The sequence below is a fragment of the Bradyrhizobium sp. 138 genome (genome assembly GCF_023074075.1).
Taxonomy (GTDB): Bacteria; Pseudomonadota; Alphaproteobacteria; order Rhizobiales; family Xanthobacteraceae; genus Bradyrhizobium.
The window spans coordinates 25,769-42,540 of record NZ_JADPKT010000061.1 but is presented as its reverse complement, the minus strand read 5'-3'; the positions used below and the strand labels follow the sequence as shown (position 1 = coordinate 42,540).

General features: G+C 62.8%; 12 protein-coding genes. 5 read left to right on the top strand and 7 right to left on the bottom strand.

Features of this window, described 5'->3' with window-relative positions; genetic code table 11:
• Positions 1–160: 160 nt before the first annotated feature.
• Positions 161–2,944, top strand: a complete 2,784-nt coding sequence (locus tag IVA79_RS20110) for a UPF0182 family protein (protein WP_247555879.1) — start codon at positions 161–163, stop codon at positions 2,942–2,944.
• 251 nt (positions 2,945–3,195) lie between these two features.
• Here IVA79_RS20110 and IVA79_RS20105 read toward each other — a convergent pair whose 3' ends face one another.
• The 3 genes from IVA79_RS20105 to IVA79_RS20095 all read right to left on the bottom strand — a co-directional run bounded on the left by IVA79_RS20105 (position 3,196) and on the right by IVA79_RS20095 (position 6,654).
• The gene (locus IVA79_RS20105) at positions 3,196–4,701 is read right to left on the bottom strand and encodes an ATP-binding protein (protein ID WP_247555877.1); all 1,506 of its coding nucleotides are present in this window, start codon (positions 4,699–4,701) and stop codon (positions 3,196–3,198) included.
• Complete coding sequence (locus IVA79_RS20100) at positions 4,698–5,417, bottom strand: response regulator (protein ID WP_247555873.1); 720 nt, start codon at positions 5,415–5,417, stop codon at positions 4,698–4,700. The genes IVA79_RS20105 and IVA79_RS20100 overlap by 4 nt, the downstream gene beginning before the upstream one ends.
• 853 nt (positions 5,418–6,270) lie before the next feature.
• The gene (locus tag IVA79_RS20095; RefSeq protein ID WP_247555870.1) at positions 6,271–6,654 is read right to left on the bottom strand and encodes a hypothetical protein; all 384 of its coding nucleotides are present in this window, start codon (positions 6,652–6,654) and stop codon (positions 6,271–6,273) included.
• Here IVA79_RS20095 and IVA79_RS20090 point away from each other — a divergent pair.
• Together IVA79_RS20090 and IVA79_RS20085 are read left to right on the top strand one after the other, a co-directional pair.
• Positions 6,646–7,371, top strand: coding sequence for a TetR/AcrR family transcriptional regulator (locus tag IVA79_RS20090; protein ID WP_247555867.1), 726 nt, complete (start codon positions 6,646–6,648; stop codon positions 7,369–7,371). The two genes, IVA79_RS20095 and IVA79_RS20090, sit on opposite strands and share 9 nt — an antisense overlap.
• Before the next feature lie 168 nt (positions 7,372–7,539).
• Entirely contained in the window at positions 7,540–9,357 is a 1,818-nt protein-coding gene (locus IVA79_RS20085) for an NERD domain-containing protein (protein ID WP_247555864.1), read from the top strand.
• 3 nt (positions 9,358–9,360) lie between these two features.
• Here the strand turns inward: IVA79_RS20085 and IVA79_RS20080 are convergent, their stop codons facing one another.
• The 3 genes from IVA79_RS20080 to IVA79_RS20070 all read right to left on the bottom strand — a co-directional run bounded on the left by IVA79_RS20080 (position 9,361) and on the right by IVA79_RS20070 (position 12,768).
• Entirely contained in the window at positions 9,361–10,386 is a 1,026-nt protein-coding gene (locus IVA79_RS20080) for an alpha/beta fold hydrolase (RefSeq protein WP_247555862.1), read from the bottom strand.
• A 318-nt stretch (positions 10,387–10,704) separates the two neighbouring features.
• Positions 10,705–12,117: a hypothetical protein gene (locus tag IVA79_RS20075; RefSeq protein WP_247555861.1), complete on the bottom strand. Its 1,413-nt coding sequence runs from the start codon at positions 12,115–12,117 to the stop codon at positions 10,705–10,707.
• Between the two features lie 192 nt (positions 12,118–12,309).
• Positions 12,310–12,768 (bottom strand): hypothetical protein, encoded by a 459-nt coding sequence (locus tag IVA79_RS20070; protein WP_247555859.1) that lies wholly within the window; start codon positions 12,766–12,768, stop codon positions 12,310–12,312.
• Positions 12,769–13,907: 1,139 nt separating this feature from the next.
• Between IVA79_RS20070 and IVA79_RS20065 the strand changes: the two genes are divergently transcribed.
• Both IVA79_RS20065 and IVA79_RS20060 read left to right on the top strand, forming a co-directional pair.
• Positions 13,908–15,398, top strand: a complete 1,491-nt coding sequence (locus IVA79_RS20065; protein WP_247555857.1) for an amidohydrolase family protein — start codon at positions 13,908–13,910, stop codon at positions 15,396–15,398.
• A 3-nt stretch (positions 15,399–15,401) separates the two neighbouring features.
• A complete protein-coding gene (locus tag IVA79_RS20060; protein WP_247555855.1) occupies positions 15,402–16,331 on the top strand; it encodes a GTP-binding protein in 930 nt (309 codons plus the stop codon).
• Between the two features lie 34 nt (positions 16,332–16,365).
• Here IVA79_RS20060 and IVA79_RS20055 read toward each other — a convergent pair whose 3' ends face one another.
• Entirely contained in the window at positions 16,366–16,743 is a 378-nt protein-coding gene (locus tag IVA79_RS20055) for a tautomerase family protein (protein WP_247555853.1), read from the bottom strand.
• Between the last annotated feature and the right edge of the window lie 29 nt (positions 16,744–16,772).

Sequence of the window (16,772 nt, the reverse complement as noted above, 5' to 3'; positions counted from 1 at the left end):
CACGTCGAGATTATATAGCAATTTCAATTAGTTCTTCATTCGCTGCATTGTTCTGAGTGCGCCAAGTCCACGATATTCCACGGCTTGGACGACGCTTTGAGGCGCAGTCCCGACTGCGAATCAAGCGGCGGGCGGCTCTCATTTCCACTATGATCAAGCCATGACGATCGGGATCACCGGACCCGAACGGAAGGTACCAAGGCAGAGTGCCGTGGTCGGGCTCACTATTGTGGCCGCTGTCATTGGGACTTGCCTGACCCTGCTCTGGCTCGCGAGCGACGTCCTGGTCGACTGGCTGTGGTTCTCCTCGATCGGTTATCTGCAGGTTTTTTGGACAACGATCGGCGCGAAAGCCATCGTCTTTCTTTCGGCCTGGACCGGAACCGCCGTCGTACTTTGGTTGAACGGATGGTTTGCACGGCGCTTTGCCCGACGGCGGTCGACACAACTTGTCGCCGCTTCGCTGTGGAACTTCGCGGGCAACGCGCCGCCAGATTTGCTTGCACTTGTACGCGATCGACTGCCGTGGCCCCCGTTGATCGCAGGCGTGGCAGCTTTGCTCGCTCTGCTCGTCGCCGTTGCGGAAGCAGGCAACTGGGGTGTCTTCCTGCGGTTTTTCTATCAGGTGCCGTATGGCGCCGACGATCCGCTCTACAACAAGGACATCGGCTTCTATCTGTTCTCGCTGCCCGCCTATATCGTCATCAAAAACTGGATGATGCTCGCGCTCGTTCTGAGCGCGCTTTTCGCCGCGGCGATCTACTGGGTGCACGGCGATATCGAATACGACGTTCGTCGCCGACCAATGTCGTCGGCGGTGATTGCCCACGGCTCGGCGCTGCTCGGTCTTCTCTTTGCGGTGCAGGCCTGGTCCTATGGTCTTGATCGCTATCTGCTGCTCTACGGCGATAACGGTGTCGTCGTCGGCGCAAGCTACACCGATGTCCACGTGAGGCTGCCGGCCTTGTGGTTGATGATCGGACTTTCGGTCATCGCGGCGTTCGCCGCGTGGGCAAACTTGCGGGTGCGCACCTACCGGCTTCCTGCCGCCGCGTTCCTGCTTGTCGTGATCGGGTCTTTCGTGCTGTCCGGCGTGATTCCCGTGCTGTTCCGGGAGTTCTTCGTCAAGCCAAGCGAATTGGAGTTGGAAAGGCCCTATATCGAACGCAACATCGCGCTCACCCGGCAGGCCTACAATCTCGATCAGATCGCAGCCAAGCCGTTTGCGGCGGAACAGAAGCTCAGCTTCAAGACGCTCGACGCCAACAAGGCGACAATCGACAATATCAGGCTGTGGGACTGGCTGCCCTTGTCGGACACCTACGCGCAGCTGCAAGAGATCCGCACTTACTACAAATTCCATGATCTTGACGTGGATCGCTACTGGCTCGATGGCTCCTACCAAAGCGTAATGCTCTCGGCTCGCGAATTGCGGCCCTCCTTGCTGCCGCCGAATGCCCAGACATGGGTCAACCGCCACGTGCTGTTTACTCACGGCAATGGCGCGGTGATGAGCCCGGTCACGCGGAAAAGCACCGAGGGGCTACCGCTGCTCTATTTGCGGGATATCCCTCCGGTTGCGGATGGAGGCCCCAAAATTGACGAGCCGCGCCTCTACTACGGCGAACGAAGCGACGACTACGTCATCGTCAAGGGGAGCACGCCGGAGTTCGACTATCCGAAGGGAAAGGACAATGTCTACGTCGCTTACGACGGTACGGGCGGCGTTCCGATAGGAGCGATGTGGTCGAGAGGCCTGTTCGCCTATTACTTCAACGACCCGAACCTGCTGCTCTCGAGCTACATCACGACCGACAGCCGGATCATGATCCGGCGCAATATCGGGGAAAGGGTACGAACGATCGCCCCGTTCCTCAGGCTCGATCACGATCCTTATCTTGTCATCAGCAATGGGCGGATGTTCTGGATGCAGGATGCCTACACGGTGAGTTCCTACTTCCCCTCTGCGCAGCCGGCGCAAGATCGGGATCTCAACTACATTCGCAATTCAGTGAAGGTGATCGTCGATGCCTATAACGGAAATGTCGACTTTTATCTCATGGACACCGGCGATCCGGTTGCCGCGACCTACCGGCGTATCTTTCCGAGCCTGTTCAAGCCATTCTCGACCATGCCGATGGATATGCAGAAGCACATTCGCTATCCGGAGGACCTGTTCCTGATTCAGGCGCAGCTCTATCAGAGCTATCACATGGAGGCCGCCGACGTTTTCTATAACCGCGAGGATCTCTGGCAGTTTCCGCGCCAGCCGGGCGGCGGCGGCGTTGCGACGATGGCCCCATACTACATCATCATGCGACTGCCCGGCGAGCCGCAGGCCGAGTTTTTCCTCATGCTTCCCATGGTGCCAAGCCGCCGCGACAATATGATCGCCTGGCTCGCCGCGCGTTGCGACGCGCCCGACTACGGCAAGCTGATTGTCTACGAGTTTCCCAAGGAGAAGCTCGTCTACGGGCCGTTCCAGATCGAAGCGCGGATCAATCAGAGCACCGATATATCGCAACAGATCACGCTGTGGAATCAGATGGGCTCGCGGGTGATACGCGGTGCGAACCTGCTTGTGATCCCAATCGAGAACTCTATCCTCTATGTCACGCCGCTCTATTTGCGAGCGGAGCACGGACACCTGCCGGAGCTGAAACGCGTGATCGCAGCCTACGGTGAACATGTGGTGATGAAGGAGACGCTCGACGAGGCCTTGTCAGCGCTGTTCATCGAGCCAGGCGCGGTGCGGCCGGTCTCGAACACGAAGGAGGGAATGCCTGCCACACGCCCGTCGGAAAGTCAGGCACGGGAGGCGCTCGACCGCTACAATCAGGCCGTCGAAAGATTGAAGTCCGGCGACTGGAAAGGCTTTGGAACGCAGTTCGACGCAATGCGCGAGCTTCTGGAGGACATGAACCGGCGCTCCACGGGCCATTAGCGCCGCAGCTCCTTTGGGGCTGCCTCCGATCCGGAAATGACGAACGCGACGCCACGATTGGGCTCCGCTCGAAATCATATCGTGATTTCAATAGCGCAAAAGTTCGCAGTTTTGTTCTGGGTGGCGCGCCGTTGTCTTCGATATCAAGCCTATATCCCGCGACATCATACGATGCGGCACCGGTTCGGACAGCGAACAGGTCGCCAGCGACGACGCGCAATTGCATCGCCGGGGTATCGCACCGCCGGGTTTCAAGCGGAGATGCCGCGCGGTGCTGCCGGTTCGAGATCGTTGATCACGTCCTTCGTTGCTGCGGCCGTGATCGGCCGGCTGACGGGAGGCGGCGCCCCCTCCTGCGCCGGCAGGCTGATGACCGCATACAGTCCCTTCGGTCCGTTGGTCAGCACGATGTCTCCGCCGTGGTGGCGGACAATGGTCCGGGCAATGGACAGGCCGAGGCCCACGCCGCCTGTTTCGCGATTTCGCGAATTCTCGATCCGGAAAAATGGCGTGAAAACCTGCTCCCGGGCGCTGTCGGGAATGCCGGGTCCGTCATCCGAGACGATGATTTCGATATTGTCTGCGCGTCTGCCCAAGCTGACGCGCGCCCGCTCGCCATAGCGGATGGCGTTCTCGATGAGGTTGCGGCAGGCGCGGCGGAGTGCGTCTGGCCGGCAGCTGTAGCCGATCTTCTGTCCGTTCGAGAACGAGACGTCGTGACCGAGTTCGGCGAGATCATGGCAGAGACTTTCCACGAGCGCCGAGAGTTCCACGCTGCGCGTATTCTCCGCAGTCGCATCTTCGCGGGCAAATGCGAGGGTCGCCTCTGTCATCGTCTGTATTTCAGAAAGGGTGGAAAGCATCTTCTCGCGGATGTCCTCGTCGCGCACGAATTCCGCGCGCAAACGGAGCGAGGTCAGGGGGGTGCGCAGATCATGACCGATGGCGGCCAGCATTTTGGTACGGTCGTCGACGAAACGATGCAGACGCGCCTGCATGCGATTGAATGCCTCGGCGGTGCGTCGGATATCGTCGGGGCCGGTTTCCGGCAGCGGCACGATCTCCTGGCCACGGCCAAGCGCGTCGGCGGCTACGGCGAGGCGGCGCAAGGGTTGCGCAATGCCGCGTGCGGCAAACACCGCAATAATGGACAACGACAACGCTGAAAGGCCGAGCGCAAGGCTGGATTTGGAGGTCCAGAAGCCGTCTTGTGCGGGCTTGGCAAAGGCAGTGTTCAACCATGTCCCGTTCGCCAATTGAACGGCCAGACCCATGCCAGTGGTGTCGTCGAGATAAAGAAACTTCGCCGGGCGGGAGAGCGGCCAGGCTTCCGATTTCAGGTCGACCCAATGAGACGAGGTGGCGCTGCTGCTGTTGGCTGTGTTTCGGGTGAAGTCCGATCTGACTTCGGGCACGTGACCGGGGAAGGAGACGCGCGGCAATGGCTGCGCGAGGCGCTCCCATGCGTCCTCTCGCCATTCCGCGGCGTCCTTCAGGCCGTCGGTCGATATCCAATATCTCGCCGAACTGGTGTTGCTGGCATTGAGGATGTCGATCTGCAGCGATTGAGGGGTCGCTTCCAGCACCCGGGCCAGCGAGGCACACCGGCTGAGTATCTCGCCCTTGGCCGCCTTCCGGATCGACTGCCCGTGCTCGTCCCAGGAAATGAAGAATGCGATCGCTTGCGACAGCACGAGGGACAGCAGCGTGAAGCAGATGAAACGGGCTGCGAGGCTGCGCGTCCACAAGCTCATCATGGCTGCCCGATCTCGGCGACGAGGCTGTATCCACCACCCCAGTGCGTCTTGATCAACGCGGGTACTTTCGGGTCGGCCTCGATCTTCTTGCGCAAGCGGCTGACCTGATTGTCGATGCTCCGGTCGAACGGATCGGCATCCCGGCCGACGGTCAGGTCAAGGAGCTGATTGCGGCTGAGGACCAGGCCCGGATGGTCGAGAAATGCGCACAAGAGACGGAACTCCGCCGTGCTGAGCGGCACGGCAACGCCGTCGTTTCCCAGCAACTCGCGCCGGTTGACGTCAAAGGTCCACCGGTCGAAACGCACGGTCTTGCTGGCCAGCCTGCCTTTTTGCGGCGGCAGGCTTTGCACGCGCCGAAGCACCGCCTTGATGCGGGCGAGGAGTTCGCGGGGATTGAATGGCTTGGTCAGGTAGTCATCGGCGCCCACTTCCAGACCGACGATGCGGTCGGTCTCCTCCGCCATGGCCGTCAAGAGGATGACGGGAAGCTCCGTGGTGCTGCGCAGATGGCGGCAGAGGGACAATCCATCCTCGCCCGGCATCATGATGTCGAGAACCACCAGGTCCGGAGCACTTCGTTCGAGCAAACGGCGCAGCGCGATCGCGCTCTCCGCGAGGCTGATCCGGTAGCCATGCTGCATCAAGTATTTGCCGACCAGGTCGCGGATGTCACGATGATCGTCCACGACGGCGATGTGTGGTGCCGAGTCCATCCGATTGCTCCGTTCCGCGTCACGATCAATTCCGGCAGCCACCCATCGGAAATGTGCAACGGAATGTATCGGCCGCGTACGATCGACTGAAATCACATCCTTGCGGGATGGCTTCCTGAAAGCAACGTGGCGTCAGATCCGGATCGCAAGTGCCGGCCTGTTCCGGGAGGAACCGCCCTCATCTGCAAGGTTTTCGAGTCTGATCCAAACCTCCTAGCCGCAAGCTGTCGCAGAACTTTGTCCCGGCAGGCCATCTCTGTCGCAAATTGTCGCAAGCTCGCATGCGCTCGGGATCTGATGCGATTTTTCGAAGCCGCGCTGAAATCGGCGTGTTTGAAAACGGCAGATGAGAGGATGGCAGCCAAAGACGGTCGACTTTGTCGCGAACTATGCAATGCAGCATACCCGAGACAGATCGCGACAATTCCCGGTAGCCGCCGGCAAAGTTCTGCGACAACGGGATCCCATCCTGCGCATGTTCAACCGAGCAGGAGCACTGCATGTGCGCGATGGACGCCGTTTCTCGCGGAGCAGATCTGGAAATCTCGTCGGGAAGCTCAGCAGTCGGGAACGATGATGGCGACGCCACAAAGGCATGGCTTCTTCGCAGAGCCGCATTTCGGATAACCTGCCTGCTCGTTCTCGTCTTGCGAAATACGTCGTCTTCGGCCACGCCCGTTGACTTGACGCAAGGTGCGAGTCGCATGGCCATTTCGCGGCTCGTGGCGGATGACGACCGTTTCACGCCTGAGCCGCATCCCCAGGTGCACATGCGGAGTGCCCGCTCGGCGGATGCAGCCCGGAGAGATCGGCTGGCAAGGCGCCGATCGCAGCGGGCACAGTGACATCGCACCTAACGAGCCGACCCCACCCTTTCGATCAGGGCTTTGACGCCAAAGAAGGCAATGACAATGATCGCGCCTTGAGCCGTGATCACGGCCGGCCAAATACGCGAGAATGCGGGGTCCAAATATTTCTGAGGACCGAACGATATGAGTGCCGTCAGGGCGAAAAGGAGCGCAAATGCACTGCCAACGCGGCCGCCATCGCGGCCGAGCTGGAATGCGACTGCGCCAATCGCCAATGACGCGCCCAGGAAGGGCGCAAGAGCGAATGGCGCCACCTCGAGCGGCGGATGCGGTGTGGTGCGCGTGAACAGGGCCAGCAGCATCACGGCGGTGAGTATCAGGAGGACAACGATCGCCGCGTGGACACATGACCGTGACGATTGTGCCATCTCATCTCTCCGTACTTGCTGGTACGCCTTGACGTTTTCGTACCCCTGGGTACGGTTATTGTCAAGCTCGTATTGATTGAGGTGGTGTTCGTGAAGAGGGCGTCCCGCGACCGTCGTCGCGACGAGATCCTGGATGTGGCCGTTCAGGTTCTGTCCGAGCGCGGATATCGCGATGCCAGCATGCTCGAAATCGCCAACCGTGCAGCGGCGTCCAAGGAAACGCTTTACGCCTGGTTCGGTGACAAGCAGGGCTTGCTTGCGGCCTTGATCGAGAGAAACGCGCAACTCGTGCAGGCGGTCCTTGCAGGGCACCTGAAGGGCGAGGCGCCTCCCGAGCGGGTGCTGTTCGAATTCGGTCGCGCCCTGCTCGAGCTGCTGTTGGGGGATAGCGCGGTCGCGATCAACCGCGCCGTGATCGCTGAGGCGAAGTCGGATCCCGCGCTGGCGCGAACGCTGGCCGCCGGCGGGCGCCAGGCGGTGCTGCCAAGCTTCATCCGATTGCTGGAGAGGTATGCCGAACATGAGGAGCTGAAGTTCGACGACGCCGCCCAGGCCGCCGAAGACTTTCTCGGCCTGTTGCTTGGCGACACCCAGATCCGGCGGCTTCACGGCGTGCTGCCGCGCCCTGGCAAGGCGCAAATCGAGGCCCGTGCCGTCCGTGCCACCCGCGCTTTCCTGCTCCTGTACGGGCGTGAACGAATGGACGAGCTGAGTTAGAGCATGATCTGGAAAACTGTTTCGCAACTTTTGATCTGAACGGCGTCCCAGACAAAATCCCAAGCCATTGAAAACCTGCATACTCTGGGCAATCATGTGAGCCTGGAGAGACCGCCCTGCTATCCATGGCTCACAACGGTGGTCCGCAATGGCGCTCGCGTCCGTAACATGGCAATCCTGATCCCCAGCCTCGGCTTCGCGCGCTTCGACAGCCGTGGGGAGCTACGACTCGCCGAACGCCTCAAGGACTTCCTCGAAGAGAACGCCGTCGTCTGGCACAACCTCCCGGTAGGTCCGCTCAACCGGCATCCGGACTTCATCATCGTTCATCCCGCGAACGGCCTGCTGGTGCTCGAGGTGAAGGACTGGCGCCAGGAGACGATCGTTGCGGCGGACAAGACCAAGGTCGAGCTGCTGACAAATCGAGGCGTCGTGCGGGAGAGCAATCCGCTCGAGCAGGCTCGCAAATATACCTTCGACGTCGTGCGTACGCTGGAGCGGGACGGACAATTGTTGTTTCCGCCTGGTCATCGCTTCATGGGCAAAGCCATTGTGCCGTTCGGCTATGGGGCCGTGTTCACCAACATCACCCGCAAGCAGTTCGACCAGACCAATCTGAAGGAAGTGCTGGCCGAACATCTCTGCCTGTTCAAGGATGAGATGACCGAGGGCGCGGATCCCGAGGAATTCCGGTCCCGGTTGTGGCGCATGGTTCATCCGCGTCTCGGAGAGCCGCTGTCGATGCCGCAGTTCGACCGGCTGCGGGCCCTGCTCTTTCCGGAGATACGCATACGGCAGATTGCCCTGCCTCTGGACGAGCCGCCCGCGGCTGATCCTTCGGACCGGACGCTTGCGGTCATGGACCTGCATCAGGAGCAGTTCGCGCGCAGTCTGGGCGAGGGGCATCGGATCATTCGCGGCGTCGCCGCATCGGGCAAGACCCTGATCCTCGCCTTTCGCGCCGAGTATCTGGCACGAGCGGCGGCAAAGCCGGTGCTCATCCTGTGTTACGCCAATGGCATCGCCGGGCGACTCGAAGATGCCATGCAGAGCCGGGGCGTGGAGAACCGCGTTCAGGTCCTCACCTTTCATTCGTGGTGTTACCGGATGCTGCGGACCTATGGGATTCCCGCCCCGTCCGAGCGGGACTATCCGGACTACGCAGCGCGGCTGGCCGCGAGCGTGTCGGAGGTCGTGAAGGCGGTCGATCAAGGCCAAATCCCCATGGAGCAGTACGACGCGGTCCTCGTCGACGAGGCGCACGATTTCGAGCCGCAATGGCTCGCGCTGGCGGCCAAGATGGTGAACCCGCGCACCAAGGCGCTGATGGTCGTCTACGACGATATCCAGGCCATCTACAAAGGACGTGAGCGCCCGGTGTGGAAACAGCTCGGAATTGAAGCGAGCGGCAGAACGACCGTGTTGAAAGTCAACTACCGCAACACCGCCCAAATCGTCGCCTTCGCGAGACGCTTCGCCGCAGACGTCATAGGCGCTCCCGGCGTCACGGCCGACGACGAGCACGCCATCCTGTTGCCCGAAGATGCCGGTCGGCAGGGACTGGAGCCGGCGGTGCGGCGGTGCGTGAGCATCGACGCAGAAGCGCACTGTGTCGCCGAATGGTTTCTCGACCGGAAAAAGGCCGGGTACGAGTGGTCGCAGATGGCGTGTCTCTACCCTGAGCACTGGATCGGCGGGCGCGTCGCGCAGATCCTCGCCAGGCACGACGTGCCGATCGACATGGCCAAGGACAATCGCAACCGAGTTTCGGTCAAGCGGGTGGCCGTGCGATTCCTGAGCATGCACACCGCGAAAGGGCTGGAGTTTCCCTGCGTCGCCATCGCCGGCCTGGGCTTGCTCGGCCGCCACGGCGAGAGCGTCGAGGAATGCGTCCGGCTGACCTATGTCGGGGTTACCCGGGCGACTCACGAGGCGCTTCTGACCTATTCGAGCGAGTCGGCCTTGGTGCAGCGTTTGATCGCCTAGACTTTACGCCGTGGTGCCGTCGATCGAGCGGCGGATCACCCGCTGCACTTCGGCATTCGACAGGAATAGATCGTGGTTGATGATGCCCCAGCCTTCCTGGGAGGCATCGACCACGCGCACACCGAGCCGGGCGATGACGGCCTTCTCGGCGGCGCCGACCCTCGTCATTCCGCCCGCGATTTGTCCCGACAGCGCCAGCGCGCGATCGTTGGTCGCGGCGATCACGGTGATCTTGCCGGCGAGCGGACCGATGCGGTGGATCGCGGACGTGAACACGTCCATGTCGATGTCGGGCGCGGCAAACACGACGGTGCCGATCTTGCTGGTCACCGTGTCGCCGTAGCGCGCATAGAGCTGACGCAGGCTCTCTAACGTCAGCATGGTTCCCATGCTGTGCGCCACGATGTGCACGCGGCCGCCACTTGGTGCCGACACCAGCGCGGAGAGCACCCGTTCGAAATCGTCGCGCGACCACATCGCGCTGTCGCGGTCATAGGCATAGTCGAACAGTCCGGCCTTGGAGGGCCAGGAGAACGCCATGGTCCGGCCGCGGAACTTGATCCCGTCGGAGAGGTGGGCGGCATCCAGCACGGCCGTCTCGAATGTCTGCTTGAAGCCGTGCACATAGATCAGCACGTCACCGCTGCCGGCCTGCGCAGCGAGATCGCCGGCTTCGGCCGACATCGGCTCGACCCGATCGAGGCGCCAATCGCCAAGCCCGACCGAGGTGAGAGACAGACGGCTCTCGTCCGGCGCCACCAGCTTCGCCTGCGCGACCGTCATGCCGGTCGCGCGCTCCGGCCCGAACCAGGGCTTGCTGCGGGCGCCGTTCACGGGCTTGCGCGTGGTGAGGACGACCACTGTAGGGTCGACGGAGAGCGACGAGGCGTCGAAGCGCGCGCCGGTCGCACCGAGGCCAGCGCATCCGCCGAGCGCGAGGGCACTTCCTGCCGAGGCGAGTCCGCCGAGAAAAGCGCGGCGCGAAACAGAATGGCGGGAGTCGCGTTGCAGAAGATGTCGGACGATCACACGGAACCCCAGGGAACTTGCCCCCCGTAACGCCGCCCCGCCTATCCCCTGAATGACAATGGAGGCGAGAAGACGGCGGAGCAGTCGCGCGCCTCCCTCGCATGATCACGGTGTACGCGTTTGCCGTCCGGAACCGGTGGCGGAATTCATGCGCGGCTCAGCCGGATCGAAGCCACTGTTCGGCGGTCAAGGCTTGCAGGTCCGCGAATAGGCCACATTCGGATCCTCGCCGGCCCTCGCGTCGATGTGCTTGCCGTTCCGAAATGTGGCGAGCCGAGGCAACCTCGCGGCGACGGCATGATGTGCAGCCTCCGACGCTCACCGCCGCCCTTCATTGAGCCCCAATTCCTCCCACATCCAACCGAAGCTGTAGCTGGCCATTGCACCGTTGTCGTCGCCGGCCACGGCCGTCCTGTTCTCCAACAACTTGAGCCATTCGATGACGTTGTCTCGTCCATCCTTCGTCTTGACCGCGGCGCGAGGCGTCAATCCTCCGAGTGAGCCAACCGGCTCATCGAGGACGGCCCGGTAGTGCCGGTCCATTTGCGCGTGGATCAGCGCACATTGCTCGTCCTCCGAGAGATCGACCTTATCGACATGGGTGGCGTCACGCGCCGCCATCATTTGCTCGATCGTCTGCGTCTCGACCGAAGGTTCGCCGACGCGCGAACCAAGGAGCCCGGACAGCAGCGCGCAGCCGCGGTCGCAGCGCTCCCGGGAGTTCGCGCTGAGGACAACCGTCCTCTTCTCCAGCTTCACTTCGCCGAGCACGAGCGTACCATCGTCGCGCCAGGTTTCGAGGTTCGCGGACGGCCTGGGCTGTTGGCCGTCATGCGCTGCAGCCGGCTTCTCACTCGTCGTCCAGTTCCAGATGGTCTTGGCGGCCCTGTAAAATTCATCGTGCGCATTCAGGACGGCGCTGATGTCGCTGCTCTTGGTGCCGGCCGCGAATGGGTAGCGCGCGATGCAAAGAGCCAGCTCGTCTCCTTCCGTGTTGCGCAAATCAGGAATTTCCGGCTCTTCAATCCGCCCGATTACGTCGATGAGCCAGAAGGTCGAGAGCAGCGAGGCGGTTGCGCGCGCCGTCTCGGTGGAAGAGAGAGCGGCGATGGCGTCGTCATCTATCTCGTCGCCGAAAGTATCTTTCACAAGCTGTCGCCTCTCGTCCGGGCCGAGCGTTTCGTGTGCATGCAAGGCCTCGAGGAGCTCGTCCGCCGTGTCGCGCTCGAACACCAGCATGCCGCCGCCGATCTGCATTTTCTCGCCGACCTGCACGACGCGCGCAGCGATCCGGTCCCACGGCTTGAGGCTGCGGGTCGCGCTGCGCTCGCTGATCAGGATCGGTTCGCCGCCGCGCCTCAGATCCCGCGCGCGAAACGATGCTCCGGGAACGATGTCGCTCACCTCGTAAAGGCTCATCGTCGAACGCCGCAGCGCGGCCAGGTAGGTGCGAACGGACGCAGTCTCTTTCCAGCCGCGCCGCTTCAGATAGTCGTCGATCGCGTTGTCGCCGTCGTCGAATTCGCGGGTGAGGAAGTCCTCGAAGGCGCAGGCCCACACCGTGCTCATGAACAGCTCTTCGCCCATGATCGCGACGATCTCGTCCATCTCGAGGCCGATTTCGTCGCAGGCGGGCAAGACATGGTCTGCCAGGACGTCGTCGAAGTGATCGACCCAGCGGTCGCGCGTCGACCATTTGATCAGCCCATCGAGCATGTGTTTGCCGGTCATCGTCCCGCTCGCGTCATGAAAGTCATTCGTTGTGACCCGTGGGCAAGTCTATCAGGCACACGCTGCCGGTTCGACGGAGAACTGGACTTGATAGGAGAATTTACCTGATCTTTCGTGGCCGCCTGCGCTGGTCTGGACAGCGCGTGGATGGGTGGAGCGAAGCCCATCATCCGCCTCAGACGCGATGCCTGGTCATCTCTTGCAGGTGACGGGATCCAAGTCCGAAACCTCGATCCCCTGCGTCGCGCACCACTCGCGCAAGGCCCGCGCTGTCGCCTTGTTCTGGTAGTCATGCCAAGCATCGATTGCTTTCCGTCGGGAGAGCAAGCCTTTGAACTTCTGATAGGCGCCGCGTTTGCTGAAGAAATAGCGGACGTGGTCGAGATCATCAGGCAGGAACTCGCGGACAAAGGCAATCACGAGAGGCTTGCCGAGGTCGAGATCTCGTGAGTTCGGGATCCGCAAGTATTTGGTCTCGTCTTCGATATCGTCAGGCAGTTCGTCTTCCTCGAGCTCCTGCAGGTCGTCCTGATCGAACTGGTAGTAGATCTTTCCTGTCTGCCTGCAGACGAAGGTACGGCACACCACCATGCCGTCACTGACGTCGGCGAACTCAAAAGCCTGGAGGATGTCTTTGAATTCTACGGGCATTGGATACCCCGCTAACGAAACGACGCCGCAATGTCTGCGATGGACCTGAAGAATACAATCGGATCGTCCTTCGAGGCAATGAACCCTCGCCGTCCCCAGAACGCCGCGGCTTCGGCGTCGACCGCATGGACGACCAGCGCACGCCCTGGTGTGCCGGCGTCGACGTTTCGGGGGCGGAGATCATCAATTCTCAGCGCCTCTTGGCCGACCGACTGGTTTCCCATGGCGCCGCGCGCTGGAAGAGCTCAACTATTTCCGGAACCAGGACGGTCGGTCCAGACAATGCTGCCATGAACGCCTTGAAGCCGGCCGGACTCATGCGAAGGGGAGCCGTCTCCAGTACTCACAGCTCGGGGCATGGTGAAGCTCCAGGGCATTTAGGATAGAGCTTGTAGCGCGTCTTGCAATACAGTCCGGCCGACATTGTGCCGTCGGGCAAAACACCCCAATCCGCTGTCAACCCCTCCCGTCAAAAATATTCCACTTTACCGAAATTCGGATTTATCGTATGTGTCGGCCATCCCAGCCCACCAAAGGGGCGGTCGTACGTCGTTTCGAACGCGGGCGGGGAGTTGCGGTGGACGCGGGCGGCGTTAAAGGCGGAGCTTGCGCGTGCAGGGCGAGATGAACCTCGTGAGCATGCGTGACCCGCAAAGACGAACGGCGCCCCTGCGTACGGCGAAACCGTGTGGTCCTGGCCGTCGTTGCTACGGTCAAGCCTTTCGCGAAGGTGCGAGCGAGCCCAACCGGGCAGACTGCATCATCCAATTCGCGGGGCGAGGGAGGCCAGAAGGAAAGTTCGGCTCCCGGGAGAGCGCGGCATAGGCCGTCAAACATCGCGCAGGGAAGGCTTGGTTTCGGCTGCCCTGTGTCTCCCCTGTGCATTGCGTGTGCATCTGTTCCGCACGGGGGTCTTTACGGGTGCCAGCCGGCGCCCGGCCTTCCCTGCGCCCTTTCTTTCCGAGAGGGTGAGGAGACAAGCAAAACTCGGGCAAATCATGCCGCGAGAATGTGGGCGCGTGTTCGCGATTTGCCTGCGAATTGACCTCCCTTGCGAGCATGATGCGTCGGCATCGGTGGAGGTGGTCGTTGCTCCCAGAATCTGCCTCAATGCGAATTCAGCGCGGAGGAGTTTTGGTATGAGCGGCTTGGTGATCTCTGGCGGCCGGGTGGTGGATCCCGCCAGCGGAATGGACGGTATCGGCGACGTGGCGGTTGTGGATGGCAGGATCGCCGCCGTCGGCGCCTCGCTCGGCGGTGCCGAGCAGGTGATCGACGCAACCGGGCTCGTGGTCGCGCCGGGCTTCATCGATCTGCATGCGCACGGCCAGTCGCTTCCGGCCGACCGCATGCAGGCCTTCGACGGCGTCACGACCACGCTCGATCTCGAGGCCGGCGTGCTGCCGGTCGCCTCCTGGTATGAACGCCAGGCGCGGAAAGGCCGCGTGCTGAATTACGGCGCCGCCACCAATTGGGCCTTTGCGCGCATCGGCGCGATGACCGGCTCGAATGCGGCGAGCTCGCTGGAGGCGTTCGGCAATGCCATGCGCGACCGCCGCTGGATGGACAATGTCGCGACCGATGCGGAAGTCGCCGGCATTCTCGAACGGCTTTCGCGCGGCCTCGACGAAGGCGGCATCGGCATCGGCATTTTGAACGCCTACGCGCCGGGCGCCGGCGTGCAGGAGCTGACCGCCGTCTGCCAGCTCGCGGCCGCGCAGAACGTGCCGACCTTCACCCATGTCGCCTTCATGTCGCGCATCGACCCCGAGAGTGCGGTGGAAGCCTATATCCGCCTGATCGGCTATGCCGGCGCCACCGGCGCGCACATGCACATCTGCCATTTCAACTCGTCGAGCAAGACCGACGTCGAGCGCTGCCGCGTGCTGATCGCCAAGGCGCAGGCGCAGGGCCTGCCGATCACGGTCGAGGCCTATCCTTACGGCACCGGCTCCACCGTGCTCGCCGCCGCCTTCTTCAGCGACCCCGAATTCGTCGAGCGCAACGGCACCGGATACGATTCCGTGCAGCGTGTCACCGACGGCCATCGCTTCCACGACCGCGAGGAGCTGTTGAAGGCGCAGGCCGAAGAGCCGTCCTCGCTGGTGCTCTGGCACATCCTCGACACCGAGAACAATGCGCATCACCGCGACCTGCTCGACATGTCGGTGCTCTATCCCGGCGGCGCCATCGCCTCCGACGCGATGCCGTGGACGACGTCGGACGGCAAGACCTACACCGGCGATGCCTGGCCGCTGCCTGACGATGCCACCTCGCATCCGCGCTCGGCCGGCTGCTTCACGAAGTTCATCCGCGAATGGGTACGCGAGCGCAAGACGGTGTCGCTGCTCGAAGGCGTGCGCAAATGCGCGCTGATCCCGGCGGAAATCCTCTCGCAGAGCACGCCGGCGATGCGCGCCAAGGGCAGGCTCACCAAGGACGCCGATGCCGACATCGTCGTGTTCGACTACGAGAAGCTGTCGGACCGCGCCACCTTCACGGCGATGAACCGTCCGTCCGAAGGCGTGCGGCATCTCGTGGTCAGCGGCAAGGTGCTGATCAGCAATGGCGTGCTCGATGTCGCCGCGCGGCCGGGAAAACCGGTGCGCCGCCCTGTCGTCGAGCGCTGACCCATGCCGGTCCCCATTCTCCTGGTCACGGGCTTTCTGGGGGCGGGCAAGACCACGGTCGTGAACCATCTGCTGGCGCATGCGGAGGGACGGCGCATTGCCGCCGTCGTCAACGATTTCGGCGCCATCAACATCGACGCCGAGCTGATCGCGGGCGCCAGCGACGGCGTGGTCAGCCTCGCCAATGGCTGCATCTGCTGCTCGCTCGAAGGCGATCTGTTGCGCACGCTCTCGAGCCTGCTGCGGCGCGATCCGAAGCCCGAATACATCGTCATCGAGACCAGCGGCGTTGCCGATCCCGCCGACATCGTTCGCAATCTGATGGACCCGGTGATCCTGCGCGAGGCACCGCTGGAGACGGTGCTCTGCGTGATGGACGCGGCGACACCACCGGCGGACTTGGATAATGCGCTCCAGCGCTCGCAATTGCGCGTCGCCGATATCGTTGCGCTGACCAAGCTGGATCTGGCGGAGGAAGGCGCGGGAATGCGCATGCGCGCGGCCATTCGCGCCCAGCGCGTTCCCGCCGTGGTGGTCGATGCGCCGCACGGTGCAATTCCGACCGCGCTGCTGTTTCCCGCGCATGCCGATCGCGCGCCCGCGCCGCGCGAGCCCGGACCGCGCCGGCCCGCAGAGGAACGCTTCGAGACGCTGAGCTGGACCTCGGACCGGCCGCTCTCGCTGCCGCGCCTGCAACAGGCCATCGGCCGGCTTGCGCCAAAACTCGCGCGCGCGAAGGGCCTGTTCGAAACCGTCGAGCAGCCCGGCCGTCAGATGGTGTTTCAATTCGCCGCCGGCCGCGCCACGCTTGCCCCTGGCGATGCACCGGCGGCAGGCGTGCCGCGGACGCGGATTGTCTTCATCGCCGAGCTCGGCGTGCTCTCGAAGGCGGAGCTCGACGACATCATGGAGGCGTGCGTTGGGGGCGAGTGAGGTGGGCCATCGCGATCGTCCCGCGCCCGTCGCTTCACGCGAATTGCGCGAGGCCGTGTCCGACCGACCAGTTCTCCTTGGGGGCATCGAGCACGTTGATGAACACGTCTTCGGGGCGGATGCCCGGGCTGTCGCCGAGAAGGTCCGCGATCCGGCGATACAGCGCCTTCTTCTGCTCCGCCGTACGCGAGGCGAACACGGTGATCTGGATCAGCAACGCGTCGTCGCTGCGCGCGACGCCGTAGGCATTGCCGCAGCGGAAGTTCGCCAGCTCATGCTCGGTGATGGCCATGAACGCGTCGTCCTCGGGCACGTTCAGCGCCTCGCGCATGGCGCGATAGAGGCCGTCGAGAATTGCCTGCCGATAGGCGTCCGGCTTGCCGGTGCGCATCGAGATGTGGAGGAGAGGCATCGCGCGTCCCTTTGCATGCGGCCTGCCCG

Excerpts from the sequence above, each read along its gene's own strand:
- IVA79_RS20065 (WP_247555857.1), top strand. The coding sequence starts at position 13,908 with ATGAGCGGCTTGGTGATCTCTGGCGGCCGGGTGGTGGATCCCGCCAGC.
- IVA79_RS20100 (WP_247555873.1), bottom strand. The coding sequence starts at position 5,417 with ATGGACTCGGCACCACACATCGCCGTCGTGGACGATCATCGTGACATC.
- IVA79_RS20060 (WP_247555855.1), top strand. The coding sequence starts at position 15,402 with ATGCCGGTCCCCATTCTCCTGGTCACGGGCTTTCTGGGGGCGGGCAAG.
- IVA79_RS20110 (WP_247555879.1), top strand. The coding sequence starts at position 161 with ATGACGATCGGGATCACCGGACCCGAACGGAAGGTACCAAGGCAGAGT.
- IVA79_RS20075 (WP_247555861.1), bottom strand. The coding sequence starts at position 12,117 with ATGACCGGCAAACACATGCTCGATGGGCTGATCAAATGGTCGACGCGC.
- IVA79_RS20095 (WP_247555870.1), bottom strand. The coding sequence starts at position 6,654 with ATGGCACAATCGTCACGGTCATGTGTCCACGCGGCGATCGTTGTCCTC.
- IVA79_RS20085 (WP_247555864.1), top strand. The coding sequence starts at position 7,540 with ATGGCAATCCTGATCCCCAGCCTCGGCTTCGCGCGCTTCGACAGCCGT.
- IVA79_RS20105 (WP_247555877.1), bottom strand. The coding sequence starts at position 4,701 with ATGATGAGCTTGTGGACGCGCAGCCTCGCAGCCCGTTTCATCTGCTTC.
- IVA79_RS20070 (WP_247555859.1), bottom strand. The coding sequence starts at position 12,768 with ATGCCCGTAGAATTCAAAGACATCCTCCAGGCTTTTGAGTTCGCCGAC.
- IVA79_RS20055 (WP_247555853.1), bottom strand. The coding sequence starts at position 16,743 with ATGCCTCTCCTCCACATCTCGATGCGCACCGGCAAGCCGGACGCCTAT.